The sequence below is a fragment of the Pseudomonas sp. GW821-FHT09C10 genome (assembly GCF_059418085.1).
Window position 1 is genome coordinate 136,795 of record NZ_JBWKPE010000013.1, and the last position, 12,446, is coordinate 149,240.

The 12,446-nt window shown below is 62.4% G+C and carries 12 protein-coding genes; 1 reads left to right on the forward strand and 11 read right to left on the reverse strand.

Going from position 1 to position 12,446, the window contains the following annotated elements:
* Positions 1 to 5: 5 nt before the first annotated feature.
* The 11 genes from AC07OT_RS23175 to AC07OT_RS23225 all read right to left on the reverse strand — a co-directional run bounded on the left by AC07OT_RS23175 (position 6) and on the right by AC07OT_RS23225 (position 11,216).
* Positions 6 to 650: a methionine ABC transporter permease gene (locus AC07OT_RS23175; protein ID WP_027607841.1), complete on the reverse strand. Its 645-nt coding sequence runs from the start codon at positions 648 to 650 to the stop codon at positions 6 to 8.
* The gene (locus AC07OT_RS23180; protein WP_495109130.1) at positions 640 to 1,755 is read right to left on the reverse strand and encodes a methionine ABC transporter ATP-binding protein; all 1,116 of its coding nucleotides are present in this window, start codon (positions 1,753 to 1,755) and stop codon (positions 640 to 642) included. Before AC07OT_RS23180 ends, AC07OT_RS23175 begins: the two co-directional genes overlap by 11 nt.
* Entirely contained in the window at positions 1,752 to 2,567 is an 816-nt protein-coding gene (locus AC07OT_RS23185) for a MetQ/NlpA family ABC transporter substrate-binding protein (RefSeq protein WP_092489306.1), read from the reverse strand. The genes AC07OT_RS23180 and AC07OT_RS23185 overlap by 4 nt, the downstream gene beginning before the upstream one ends.
* A gap of 145 nt (positions 2,568 to 2,712) precedes the next feature.
* Positions 2,713 to 4,065: an LLM class flavin-dependent oxidoreductase gene (locus AC07OT_RS23190; protein WP_141156470.1), complete on the reverse strand. Its 1,353-nt coding sequence runs from the start codon at positions 4,063 to 4,065 to the stop codon at positions 2,713 to 2,715.
* Positions 4,065 to 5,258 (reverse strand): SfnB family sulfur acquisition oxidoreductase, encoded by a 1,194-nt coding sequence (locus AC07OT_RS23195; protein WP_495109131.1) that lies wholly within the window; start codon positions 5,256 to 5,258, stop codon positions 4,065 to 4,067. Before AC07OT_RS23195 ends, AC07OT_RS23190 begins: the two co-directional genes overlap by 1 nt.
* Positions 5,259 to 5,282: 24 nt before the next feature.
* Complete coding sequence (locus AC07OT_RS23200; protein ID WP_115487856.1) at positions 5,283 to 6,524, reverse strand: SfnB family sulfur acquisition oxidoreductase; 1,242 nt, start codon at positions 6,522 to 6,524, stop codon at positions 5,283 to 5,285.
* 187 nt (positions 6,525 to 6,711) lie between these two features.
* A complete protein-coding gene (locus AC07OT_RS23205) occupies positions 6,712 to 7,488 on the reverse strand; it encodes a hypothetical protein (protein ID WP_495109132.1) in 777 nt (258 codons plus the stop codon).
* 305 nt (positions 7,489 to 7,793) lie between these two features.
* The gene (tcyN, locus tag AC07OT_RS23210) at positions 7,794 to 8,540 is read right to left on the reverse strand and encodes an L-cystine ABC transporter ATP-binding protein TcyN (RefSeq protein ID WP_053140245.1); all 747 of its coding nucleotides are present in this window, start codon (positions 8,538 to 8,540) and stop codon (positions 7,794 to 7,796) included.
* Positions 8,541 to 8,543: 3 nt separating this feature from the next.
* Positions 8,544 to 9,209 carry a cystine ABC transporter permease gene (gene tcyL, locus AC07OT_RS23215; RefSeq protein ID WP_032884921.1) on the reverse strand — a complete coding sequence of 222 codons (666 nt, stop codon included), beginning with the start codon at positions 9,207 to 9,209 and terminating at the stop codon, positions 8,544 to 8,546.
* A complete protein-coding gene (gene tcyJ, locus AC07OT_RS23220; RefSeq protein WP_027607832.1) occupies positions 9,209 to 10,003 on the reverse strand; it encodes a cystine ABC transporter substrate-binding protein in 795 nt (264 codons plus the stop codon). The genes tcyL and tcyJ overlap by 1 nt, the downstream gene beginning before the upstream one ends.
* 217 nt (positions 10,004 to 10,220) lie before the next feature.
* Positions 10,221 to 11,216, reverse strand: coding sequence for a D-cysteine desulfhydrase (locus tag AC07OT_RS23225; protein WP_495109133.1), 996 nt, complete (start codon positions 11,214 to 11,216; stop codon positions 10,221 to 10,223).
* Positions 11,217 to 11,382: 166 nt separating this feature from the next.
* Here AC07OT_RS23225 and epsC point away from each other — a divergent pair, with 166 nt between their 5' ends.
* Positions 11,383 to 12,309 (forward strand): serine O-acetyltransferase EpsC, encoded by a 927-nt coding sequence (epsC, locus tag AC07OT_RS23230; protein ID WP_027607830.1) that lies wholly within the window; start codon positions 11,383 to 11,385, stop codon positions 12,307 to 12,309.
* The last annotated feature ends 137 nt before the right edge of the window (positions 12,310 to 12,446 follow it).

The window sequence follows — 12,446 nt, forward strand, 5'->3', positions numbered from 1 at the left end:
ATACCTCACCTCTTGTTCAGCACTCGCGCCAGGCGATCGCCGCCGAGTTGAATCACCGCCACCAGGATCACCAGCAGCACAATCACCGTAAGCATGATCTGCGTATCGAAACGCTGGTAGCCGTAGCGATAGGCAATGTCGCCCAAGCCACCGGCCCCGATCGCCCCGGCCATGGCCGACGAGTTGATCATGGTCACCAGGGTGATGGTGAACCCGCCGACGATCCCCGGCAGCGCTTCGGGCAGCAGCACATGCCAGATGATGTGCCAGCGCCGGCAACCCATGGCCTGGGCGGCTTCGATCAGGCCGTGGTCGACCTCGCGCAGACTCACTTCGGCGATCCGCGCAAAAAACGGTGTGGCGGCGATGGTCAGCGGGACGACCGCCGCCCACACCCCATAGGTGGTGCCGACGATCAGCCGCGTGAACGGGATCAACGCCACCATCAGGATCAAAAACGGAATCGAGCGGAACAGATTGACGAACGCCCCCAGCACCCGGTTCAGCGTCGGCGCCTGGTAGATGCCGCCCTTGTCACTGGTCACCAGAAACACCGCCAGCGGAATCCCCACCAGCAAGGCGATCAACGACGACACGCCGACCATCAACAAGGTGTCGATGGCGCCTTGCACTAAACGATCAAACCACATAGCCCAGCACCTCCACCTGTTGTGCCCAGTTCGCGGCGCGGTTGCGCAGTTCTTCGCTGTTATGGGGTGAGCCATTCACCGCCAGCAGCAGTTGCCCCAAGGCATGCCCCTGGATCCGTTCGACACCGCCCTGCAGCAGACGCACCCGCCCGCCGAGGGCGCTGAACAGCGCGGCCAGGTCCGGTTCATCGCTGGCACTGCCGGTGAACTGCAAGCGCAGCACCACGGCGGCGTCCGGCGACTCAGGCTGGGGGTGCAAACGGCTTTGCAGTTCTTCCGGCAGCCCATGTTGCAGCGGCGCCAGCAGGGTCTGGCTGACCTCATGTTGCGGGTTGCCGAACACTTGCCACACCGGGCCTTGCTCGACGATGCGCCCGTGTTCCAGCACCACCACGCGGTCGCAGATGTCGCGGATCACCGCCATCTCGTGGGTGATCAAGACGATGGTCAGGCCCAGGCGCCGGTTGATCTCGCGCAACAGGCCGAGGATCGATTGGGTGGTCTCCGGGTCGAGGGCCGAGGTGGCTTCGTCGCACAGCAGGATCTGCGGGTCGTGCACCAGCGAACGGGCGATGCCCACGCGCTGTTTCTGCCCGCCGGACAGCTGCGCCGGGTAGGCCTTGTGCTTGTCCTGCAAGCCGACTAATTCCAGCAGCTCGCGCACTTTTTGCTCACGCTGGGGCTTGGGCACGCCGGCGACTTTCAGCGGCAATTCGACGTTCTGCCACACGGTCTTGGCCGACATCAGGTTGAAGTGCTGGAAGATCATGCCGATACGCCGGCGCAGCGCCACCAGGTGGTCTTCGTCGAAGTCGCCGATGTCCACCTGATCGATCAGCACGCGCCCGCTGCTGGGGTGTTCCAGACGGTTGATGGTGCGGATCAGCGAGGATTTGCCGGCGCCGCTGCGGCCGATAATGCCGAACACTTCACCGCGCTGGATCGCCAGGTCGATGCCTTGCAAGGCATGCACGCCGCCGTCGTAGGTCTTGCCCAGGTTGATAAAGCGCACGTGCGCGCGGTTCAGGTCCGGATGCAGTTCTGTCTGTTCGGCGTCCCTGGGCGGTGAGCCCAGGTCGCGCAGTCGAGCGTGGGCGGCGGTCATTTTTTATCTTCCCAACCGACTTGGTAGAGCTTGCCGAGGGATTTATCCAGGGCGGCACGCACCACCGGCGAGTGCTGGTAGATGTCGACGAACTTGATCACGCGCGGGTCGGTTTTGCTTTTTGGCTGGATCACGAACTGGATCACGTATTCCGGGTGGTCGAGGCCGTCGAACAGCAGCGCCGACTCGGCATCGAAGGTCTTGGACAGGCGGATGTAGGCCGGGTAGCCCTGCACCAGGTCCGCGTCGTCATAGGCGCGCACCAGTTGCACGGCCTCGACTTGCAGGATCTTGATCTTCTTCGGGTTGCTGACGATGTCTTCTTCGGTAGCCTTGTAGCCCACGCCCGGCTTGAGGGTGATCAAGCCGGCCTTGGCCAGCAGTTGCAGGCCGCGACCGCTGTTGATCGGGTCGTTAGCAATCGCCACGCTGGCGCCCTGGGGCAGGTCGTTGATGCTTTTGTATTTCTTCGAGTACAGCCCGACGTTGTTGATGATGCCCGGCGCGTACGGCACCAGGTCAAAACCGGCGGCGGCCTTGGCGTTTTCCAGGAACGGGATGTGCTGGAAGTAGTTCACGTCAATATCGCCGGCGGCCAGGCTGACATTGGGCGCGATCCAGTCTGTGAACTCCACCAGCTCGACCTTCAAGCCTTGCTTGCCGGCTTCGGCGACGGCGGCTTCCAGGGGAATCGCGAAGGCGGCGGTGGTGCCGATTTTCAACGGTGCATCGGCAGCGAACACCGCCGAGCTGAACAACCCGAAGGCCAGGGCCAGTGCTTTGACTGGGTTATTGAGGAATGTCTTTTTCATAGTGGATTTCCAGTCATAAGGTATTAGGGCAAACAATGCAGATCCAATGTGGGAGGGGGCTTGCCCCCGATAGCAGTGGTTCAGTTGGCAAATGTGGTGACTGATACACCGCTATCGGGAGCAAGCCCCCTCCCACCTTTTTTGTTCAGTGGCGGTAGGTCGAGCCGGTGTGTTGTTCGGGTAAGCGAGCACTGGCGTGGAAGACTTTTTCGCGCAGCGTGCCGGTCTCATAAGCGGTCTTGTACGAGCCCCGTCGTTGCAACTCCGGCACCACCAGATCGATAAAGTCCACATAGCTTTCCGGCGTGACAATGCGCGTGAGGTTGAAGCCATCCAGCCCGGTTTCGCTGATCCAGGATTCCAGCTCGTCAGCGACCTGTTCGGGGGAGCCGACCAGGGTGATATAGCGCCCGCCGAGGGCGTGCTGTTCGAGCAGCTTGCGTCGGGTCCAGTCGTTGTTCTGCAGGTTCTTGGTGGCCGACTGGATCGCGTTGCTCTTCACGTACTGGATCGGTTCGTCGATTTCGTATTGGGAAAAATCAATCGCGGTGGACGCCGAAAAGTGCGCGACGCCGGCCTCCGCGCTGGCATAGCTCAGGTACTCGGCATGCTTGGCCCAGGCCAGTTCTTCGGTGGCGCCGACGATCACGTTCAACCCCATGAACACCTTGATGTCATCCGGGTTGCGCCCGGCCTCGACCGCGCTGGCGCGCACCTTGTCCACCTGCACCTTGGTCGCGGCCTTGTTCTGCCCGCTGATGAATACGCACTCGGCATGGCGCCCGGCAAACAGCAATCCACGGTCCGAACTGCCGGCCTGGAACAGGACCGGCGTACGCTGCGGCGACGGCTCGCACAGGTGATAACCCTCCACCTGGTAGAACTCGCCATGGTGCTCGACCTTGTGCACCTTGCCCGGCTGCGCATAGACCCGCGCCTGCGGATCGTTGAGCACCGCGTCGTCTTCCCAGCTGCCTTCCCAGAGTTTGTAGAGCACTTCCAGGTATTCATCGGCCTGGTCGTAGCGCCGGTCATGCTCGACCTGTTCGGTGAGGCCCATGGCCTTGGCGGCGCTGTCGAGGTAGCCGGTGACGATGTTCCAGCCCACCCGGCCACGGCTCAGGTGGTCGAGCGTGGACATGCGCCGGGCGAACAGATACGGCGGCTCATAGGTGAGGTTGGCGGTGAGGCCGAAGCCGAGGTTTTTGGTCACGGCGGCCATCGCCGAAACCAGCAGCAGCGGGTCATTGACCGGCAGCTGGATCGACTCCTTGAGCGGTACATCGATGGAGTTCTGGTACACGTCATACACGCCGACGATATCGGCGATGAACAAACCGTCGAACAGCCCGCGCTCCAGGGTTTGTGCGAGGTCGGTCCAGTACTCGATGCTTTTGTACTGGGTGGACGTGTCCCGTGGATGGGTCCACATGCCGTGGTTGATATGCCCGATGCAGTTCATGTTGAAGGCATTGAGCAGGATCTTTTTCTTTGCCATCAAATGGTCCCCCGCAGTGGCGGGTTTTCAGCGTTGAGGTAGTAATTGCCCACCGCGTGGTACTTCCAGCGCACCGGGTCGTGCAGGGTGTGCACGCGGGCGTTGCGCCAGTGGCGGTCGAGGCCGTGCTCGGCGAGGGTGGCCTGGCTGCCGGCCAGCTCGAACAGGGTGCTGCCGGCGGCCAGGGAAATCTCGGTGCTCAAGGCGCGGACTTCAGCGACGGCGATGGACGCCGCCGCCACGGTCTCTGCATTGCTGTCGGCCTGGGCGCGGTCGAGGTATTCACCCGAACGCTCCAGCAAGGCTTCAGCGGCGTGCAGGCGAATGCTCAGGTGGCCGAAGCTCTTCAGGGTCAGCGGGTCTTCGGTGGCCTTGTCGTTGCCGGAGTCGATCCACGGGCGGGTCTTGGTGCGCACAAAGTGCAGCGCATCTTCAAAGGCGGCGCGGGCGATGCCGGTGTCGATGGCGGCGTGAAGAATCTGCGCCAGCGGGCCGACCGTGGTCGGGCGCTCGAAAGCGCTCTGGAACGGGATCACGTCGTGGGCAGCGACCCACACGTTATCGAACACCACCGAGCCGCTGCCGGTGGTGCGCTGGCCGAAGCCGCTCCAGTCGTCGATGACCGTCAGGCCTTCGCTGTCGTGGGGCACGAAGGCCAGTTGCTGGATGCCGTGTTCATCCACCACCGAGGTAGGAATGCGCTGGGCATAGATCGCGCCGGTGGCGTAGAACTTGCGGCCGGTGATGCGGAAGCCGTCGCCGTCGCGGGTGATCTTGGTGACGCGATCATGGGCGGTCCTTGTGCCCAGTTCCGCCAGGGCGTTGCCGAAACGCTGGCCGGCGAGTACTTCGGCGTACAGGCGTTGTTGCTGTTCAGGGCTGCCATTCACGCGCAGCACTTCGAGGGCATAGAAATGGTTTTGCGGAATCTGGCCCAGGGAGGCATCCGCCTGGGCGATCAGGGCAATGACCTTGGCCAGGGTGACGTTGGACACCCCGGCGCCGCCAAATGCCTTGGGCACACTGATGCCCCACAGGCCGGAGCGCGAGAACACGTCCAGTTCGGGCAGCGGCAGGCGGCGTTCGCGGTCGCGCTGGGCGCTGTCGCGGCGCAAGTCTTCGGCCAGGTCGCTGGCGACAATAAGGGCCTGTTCGTCGCTGGTGATAACCGCGACACGGTGAGAAAAGGTCATGAGTTTCTCCAGAGGTCTGGTCGGTTAAATCCAGGAATGGCGAGCCGGCAACGTGCCGTTCAAGCGATAGGCGCCGACGGCGTGATACTTCCAGCGCACCGGGTCGTGCAGGGTGTGCACCCGGGCGTTGCGCCAGTGACGGTCGAGGTTGAATTCGGCGAGGGTGGCGCGGCTGCCGGCCAGTTCGAAGAGCTTTTCGCTGACCAGCAACGACACTTCTGTGGTGAGCACCTTCGCTTCGGCCACGGCAATCGACGCACGCGCGGCGGACTGTGCGGTGATCGGCGCGGCGCTGACCTGGTCCAGCACTTGCCCGGCCTTGCGCAACAGCGCCTCGGCGGCGTGCAGTTCGATCTTCAGCTTGCCGATATCGGCGATCACGTAGAGGTCATCGCTGGCACGCTCGACCTTGGCGTCGATCCACGGGCGCGAACGCTCACGCACAAAGGCGATGGTGTCATCCAGCGCGCCACGGGCGATGCCGGCGTCGATGGCGGCCTGGATCAGTTGCGAAACGGCGCCCTGGATAGTCGGGCTTTCGCCGATGCGCCAGTTCTCTACGACCAGTTCGGCGTCCACGGGCACGCGGTCCAGCAGCACGGTGCCGCTGGCGGTGGTGCGTTGGCCGAAGCCCGACCAGTCATCCACGATGCGCAGCCCTGCGGTGCCACGGCGTACAAACGCCATGACCTGCCTGCCATCGTCGTTCAGCGCCTTCACCGCCACCCAATGGGCAAACAGTGCGCCGGTTGAATAGAACTTCTGGCCGCTGATCACGTAACCGTCGCCTTGGGCGGTGATGCGCGCCTTGAGCTCCAGGGTGTTCCTGGTGCCGCGTTCCGGGCCGCCATTGCCGATGCGCCAGCCGTCGAGGACGCTCTGGAACAGCTGCTCTTTCTGGCGCTCTGTGGCGGCGCCCTGCAACACCTGCAGGATGCCGAAATGATTCTGCGGGATCTGCCCGAGGGCGGGGTCTGCCGCGCTGATGATCGCGAAGACTTCGGCCAGGGTCACGAATGAGACTTGTGGGCCGCCGTATTCGCGGGGGATGGAAATACTGCCCAGCCCACTGCGGGTGAATTGTTCGATCTGCGCCCACGGCAGCTTGCGTTGCTGGTCACGCTGGGCGGCGTGCAGGCGCGCGGCCTGGGCCAGCTCGTGGGCAGCCTTAAGCGCCTCTGCATCGTTGCGCAGCACGGTGGCCGGCAACAGCAGGGGAGCAACGTCCAGATCACTCTGGGGGGGTGTTAGAGCCAAGTTAGACATCAGCGCCGCTCCTTGGCTGCACGTAATGCCCTGGCGTTATGCACCGGGGTAATTCTGACCATACCGACCTCGCATTCAATGAAATAAAAACAGAAAAATCAGAGATGTCCGGTGGTCCGGTGCATATACCCTAAGCGTGTTAAATATTTAAATAAACTAACTTTTGGGAATATGCATAGAAGGTCTGTCACCCCGGTTCACAGGGTGAGCCGAGGGGCCGTGGTTGGTAGGCCCGCGCGGTCCCGGCCGGCTGGCTCGGCGCGCAGGCGGCAATGCGCAACGTACGCGTGGGCGCCCAGCGCGAATTGTTGCCGACACGATCGAGAATGCAGTACGTCACCTCCAGGCGGCTGTCGTCACCTGCCTCGACAATCACCGTCGAAGGCACCCACACCTGCACGACCACCCCGACGGCTTTGGCCTGGATCCTGGGCAGGTCCATGCGTACATCTCCCCAGCGCAGGGTGATGGCATCGCCCGTGGCCATGTTCAGGTAAGGCGCGATGGTCAGCGGAATACCCCGTCGTACCTGGCGACCGTTGACGCCGTAGCGACGGATGGTCTCGGGCAAACCGACGGGGGCGAGGTTGTGGTTTTCGTCGCTGTACAGGGGGGAGGGCTGGCCGCCGGGGTATCGGGTCTTTACACACACACCTTTCACGGCCGAGCGGGCAGGTGCACGACCGACTTGCATGACCTGGTAATGCACCTGGGCCGGGCCGTCCAGCACAAAACTTTCCGGCACCCGCAGATGGGTCGGCGAGCCGACCTTGCACGCGCTCACCCTGCGTGAGGCGGCGAAGCAGTTGTTCCAGAACAGTTCGATCAGGTCGCCCTCATCCATGCCGGGGTAAGGCGCGATGTCCACCTGCAGTTGACTGGCCGCCAGTGCGTTGATGCCGTGCCGGTTAGCCTGGGGCAAGGTGGGGGCCGTGAGCAGGGCCGGGGTTGCAGTGCGCGTCATAAGTAATCTCCTTGATGCAGCCAGCAGCAATCGTTCCAGCCCCGCGGCGCGGGTGCGCAGGTGGGCTGAAAGGAACGATTCAGTGAGTAGCCGGGATAGGATCCAATCCTCTGGACGCTAGATAAGAGGGTTGGCCAAGGAGCGTCAATGGCGGCAAAAGGCTAAACGGCGGGTTGGAGCAGATTCAGAAAGGTCTGACTGGACAGGGGATTTTTGGATCGGGGAGACGGCGGGTTTACGCGTGGATGGCGAGGATTTCCTGTAGGAGCCGATTGTGTGGTGAGGGAGCAAGCTCCCTCGCCACATCAGTGGGCGAGGAACTTGCTCAGGAACTGCCGGGTGCGTTCTTCCTTGGGGTTGGCGAACAACGCCTTGGCTTCGCCTTGCTCCACGATCACGCCCTTGTCGAAGAAGATCACCCGGTTGGCCACATCGCGGGCAAAGCTCATTTCGTGGGTAACGATGACCATGGTGCGGTTTTCTTCGGCGAGGCTGCGGATGGTCGCCAGCACTTCGCCCACCAGCTCCGGGTCCAGCGCCGAGGTGGGTTCGTCGAACAGGATCACCTCCGGTTCCATGGCCAGCGCGCGGGCAATTGCCACGCGCTGTTGCTGGCCGCCGGACAGGCGCCGTGGGTAGGCGTCTTCCTTGCCCGCCAGGCCGACCCTCGCCAGCAACTTGCGCCCCAAGGCGATAGCTTCTTCACGCGGCATCTTCTTGACCACGGTCGGCCCTTCGATGACGTTTTCCAGTGCTGTGCGGTGGGGGAACAGGTTGAAGTTCTGGAACACAAAACCCACGTGCTGGCGCAGGCGCCGCACCAGGCCTTGTTGCTGGTTGAGCGGTTTGCTGCCGTCGATCTGGATGTCGCCCACCTTGATCCGGCCGCTGGTGGGTTCTTCGAGGAAATTCAGGCAGCGCAGGAAGGTGGTTTTGCCGGAACCGCTGGGGCCGATGATGGCGACGACTTCGCCTTCCTTGACCTCCAGGTCGATGCCGTTGAGTACCACCTGACCGTTGAATTGTTTGGTCAGTTTTTCAACCACGATCATGCTTCAAGACTCCAGGTCATGCCGGTTGACCCGGTCTTCCAGGCGGTTTTGGAAATGCGCCAGGATGCTGGCCAGCACCCAGTAGATCAGGGCGGCGGACAGGTACATGGTGAAAATTTCGAAGGTACGCGCAGACACCAGTTGAGCCTGGCGGAACAGTTCTGGCACCTGGATGGTGGCGGCCAGCGCGGTGTCCTTGACCAGCGAAATAAAGCTGTTGCCCAACGGTGGCAGGGCGGTGCGCATTGCCTGCGGCAGGATGGCCCGGCGCAGGGTCTGCGCACGGGTCATGCCGATACTGGCGGCGGCTTCCCATTGGCCACGCTCGATGGAGGCGATGGCGGCCCGCAGGATTTCACAGGCGTAGGCGGCCATGTTCAGCGAAAAGCCGATCATGGCGGCCGGGATCGGATCCAGCTCGATGCCCACTTGCGGCAAGCCGTAGTAGATCAAAAACAGCTGTACCAGCAAGGGCGTGCCGCGAAAGAACGACACGTAGACGCGGGCTGTCCAGCTCAGCAGCTTGAAGCGCGACAGCCGCATCAAGGCCAGGCCGAAGCCCAGCAGCAAGCCGAAAAACATCCCGCCAAGGCTGAGAATCACCGTGTAATACGCGCCCTTGAGCAGAAAGGGCGCGGAGTCCAGCGCGAGTTGGAAACCTGCTTCCATTATTGAGTGACGTCAGCGTTGAAGTACTTCTCGGACAGCTTCTTCAAGGTGCCGTCGGCGCGCAGCTTGTCGAGGGCCTTGTTCACCGCTTCCAGCAGCTCGGGCTCGCCTTTGCGCAGGGCGATACCGGCTTCCTGGCGGGAGAAGGCGTCGCCGGCAGCGGCGGTGTCCGGGGCCTTCTTGGCGTATTCCAGGGCGGCCAGGCGGTCGATCAGGATGGCGTCGATACGGCCGATGCGCAGGTCCTGGAACTTGGTCGGGTCATCGTTATAGGTCTTGATAATGGCTTTGGGTTGGTTGTCCTTGAGCCATTGTTCGTAGTTGGTGCCCAGGCCTACCCCGACTTTCTTGCCGGCCAGGTCGTCGGCGGTCTTGATGGTGTCGACGTTCTTTTTCAGCACCAGCGCCTGGATACCGGACACGGTGTAAGGCGTGGAGAAATCGTACTTCTTCTTGCGCTCTTCGGAGATGGTGACTTGGTTGACCACCGCATCCAGGCGCTTGGATTCCAGGGCGGCGAGGATGCCGTCCCATGGCGTGGCTTGCAGCTTGACCTTCACGCCCAGCTCTTTGGCCAGGGCCTCGGACAGCTCGACTTCGAAGCCGCTGAGCTTGCCGCTTTCATCGACGAAGCTGAACGGCGGGTAGGTGCCTTCCAGGCCGATTTTGATCTCGCCGGCCTTTTTGATGTTGCCCAGTTGCTCGCCGGCAACCGCCTGGCCCAGCCAACCGGCGCCGAGAGCCAGACCCAAAGTGCCAACCAGCAACGTGCGACGCAATACAGAAATAGTCATGAAGAGCCCCTGTGTTTTTTATGTTGAGCGAAGCAGGTGACGCGGTAGTCGTATCCTGCCTTAAAGCGCGTAGCGCGTCTTCGCCTGCGGCGCGATGATAAAGCCGGGTTTTAAGACTTGAAAATAATATAAATCTTATTTAATATTCTATTTAGGAATACTTGGCGAGTCTAATGTGGGAGGGACAAGCCCCCTCCCACATTTAGCCCGCATTTATTCAGTTGAAAATCGAGTCATAGGCAAACAACGCCGGTGCCCCGCCGGTATGCAGGAAAATAATCGGCCCGTCTTCAAAACGCTGACGCCCGATACCGTCCAGCAAGCCGGCCATGGCCTTGCCAGTGTAGACCGGGTCCAGCAGCAGGCCTTCCTGGCTCGCCAATAGCTTGACCGCCGACAGGGTGCCGGCGTTCGGTTCACCATAACGGGGGCCGAAATATTCGTCCCACAGGATCACCTTGAACGCGTCGGGGATGCCCACGCCGAGCAACTCGGCCGTGCGTTCGGCCAGGCTCTGGACTTTCGGGAACTGCGCTTCTTCGGTGCGCGATACGGTGATGCCGATCACAGGCAACTGCGGCAGCACTTCACTCAAGGCCAGGGCCAGGCCGCTGTGGGTACCGGCGCTGCCGGAGGCCAGCACCACGGCGGCGAATTCGATCCCGCTGTCTTCGATCTGTGCGGCCAGCTCCAGGCCGGCGCGCACATAACCGAGGGCGCCGAGGGCATTGGAGCCGCCGATGGGCACCAGGTACGGCTTCTTGCCGTTGCTGCGCAGGCGATCGGCAAGGGCGTTGAGTTGGTCGTCGACGTTGTCGAGGTTTTCCACCAACTCTACCTTGGCGTCGAACAACTCCAGCAGCAGGCGGTTGCCGTTGCCCAGGTAGTTGGGGTCTTCGGTGCCGGTGGGGTTTTCCAGCAGGGCGACGCAGCCCAGGCCGAGCCTGGCGGCGAGGGCGGCGGTCTGGCGTACGTGGTTGGATTGGATCGCGCCGGCGGTCACCAGGGTGTCGGCGCCCTGGGAGATGGCATCGGCTGCCAGGTATTCGAGTTTGCGCAGCTTGTTGCCGCCCATGGCCAGCGGCGTGGTGTCGTCGCGCTTGACGTAGATGTCGCGTCCCAACCAGGTCGACAGCCGTTCGAGTTTTTCCAGGGCGGTGGCGCCGCCGAGCAGTTCCAGGCGGTTAAAACGGTCGAGCTGTTGCTTAATCATGGCTACGCACGGTGGTTAAGGGATGGAGCGACTATAGGCAGGCACTTTTCATCGGGCAACCGCCAATCGCTTATGCCTGATGGTTCTTAGCATCACACCATTGGTTCTTAAGGGCGGCCAGGGTGGATACCGTAAAGTGATGGCCATTACGTCAGGAGTGAATACCGTGAGTGAGCGTTCCAGCCATTGGCAATTACAGACCATCGTCAGCCAACTGCGCAGCGCCCGTGACCAGTGGCGAACACGCAATGGCCGCTTGAGCGGCGAGCATGGCGGCCGCGAATTGCCGTCCCGTGAAGCCGTTGCCCAGATTCTCGAGTCCCTCTGCGGTGCGCTGTTTCCGATGCGCCTGGGGCCTGCGGACTTGCGTGAAGAAAGTGAAGATTTCTACGTCGGCCATACCCTCGATGTCGCCCTGAATGCCTTGCTGGCCCAGGCGCGCCTGGAATTGCGCTATGCCGCGCGCCAGGGCGGCGAGGATGACAGCCAGATCGACGCCCATGCCATCCGGCTGATCCAGGATTTCGCCCTGGCCTTGCCGTCCTTGCGCAGCCTGTTGGACACCGACGTGCTCGCCGCCTACCACGGCGACCCGGCCGCACGCAGCGTGGATGAAGTGCTGCTGTGCTACCCGGGGATCCTCGCGGTGATTCACCATCGCCTGGCCCACCATCTGTACCGCGCCGGCTTGCCGCTGCTGGCACGGATCAGCGCGGAAATCGCCCACTCGGCCACCGGCATCGATATCCACCCCGGCGCGCAGATCGGCCCGAGCTTCTTCATCGACCACGGCACGGGCGTGGTGATCGGCGAAACCGCAATCATCGGCGAGCGGGTGCGCATCTATCAGGCCGTCACCTTGGGGGCCAAGCGCTTCCCGGCGGATGAAGATGGGCAACTGCAGAAGGGCCATGCGCGCCACCCGATTGTCGAGGACGACGTGGTGATCTATGCCGGGGCGACGATCCTCGGGCGCATCACCATCGGCAAGGGTTCGACCATTGGCGGCAATGTGTGGCTGACCCGCAGTGTGCCGGCGGGGGCGAATATTACGCAGGCGAATCTGCAGCATGATGATGGGGCGCAAAAATAGCGCCGGTCTTAAAAATCACACAAAACCCTGTGGGAGGGGGCTTGCTCCCGATAGCGGAGTGTCAGTCAAAAATGAATTGGCTGAACCACCGCCATCGGGGGCAAGCCCCCTCCCACATTTTGACGGCATTCCACATG

Excerpts from the sequence above, each read along its gene's own strand:
- AC07OT_RS23180 (WP_495109130.1), bottom strand. The coding sequence starts at position 1,755 with ATGACCGCCGCCCACGCTCGACTGCGCGACCTGGGCTCACCGCCCAGG.
- tcyL (WP_032884921.1), bottom strand. The coding sequence starts at position 9,209 with ATGGAAGCAGGTTTCCAACTCGCGCTGGACTCCGCGCCCTTTCTGCTC.
- AC07OT_RS23185 (WP_092489306.1), bottom strand. The coding sequence starts at position 2,567 with ATGAAAAAGACATTCCTCAATAACCCAGTCAAAGCACTGGCCCTGGCC.
- AC07OT_RS23190 (WP_141156470.1), bottom strand. The coding sequence starts at position 4,065 with ATGGCAAAGAAAAAGATCCTGCTCAATGCCTTCAACATGAACTGCATC.
- AC07OT_RS23225 (WP_495109133.1), bottom strand. The coding sequence starts at position 11,216 with ATGATTAAGCAACAGCTCGACCGTTTTAACCGCCTGGAACTGCTCGGC.
- AC07OT_RS23175 (WP_027607841.1), bottom strand. The coding sequence starts at position 650 with ATGTGGTTTGATCGTTTAGTGCAAGGCGCCATCGACACCTTGTTGATG.
- AC07OT_RS23195 (WP_495109131.1), bottom strand. The coding sequence starts at position 5,258 with ATGACCTTTTCTCACCGTGTCGCGGTTATCACCAGCGACGAACAGGCC.
- tcyN (WP_053140245.1), bottom strand. The coding sequence starts at position 8,540 with ATGATCGTGGTTGAAAAACTGACCAAACAATTCAACGGTCAGGTGGTA.
- AC07OT_RS23205 (WP_495109132.1), bottom strand. The coding sequence starts at position 7,488 with ATGACGCGCACTGCAACCCCGGCCCTGCTCACGGCCCCCACCTTGCCC.
- tcyJ (WP_027607832.1), bottom strand. The coding sequence starts at position 10,003 with ATGACTATTTCTGTATTGCGTCGCACGTTGCTGGTTGGCACTTTGGGT.
- AC07OT_RS23200 (WP_115487856.1), bottom strand. The coding sequence starts at position 6,524 with ATGTCTAACTTGGCTCTAACACCCCCCCAGAGTGATCTGGACGTTGCT.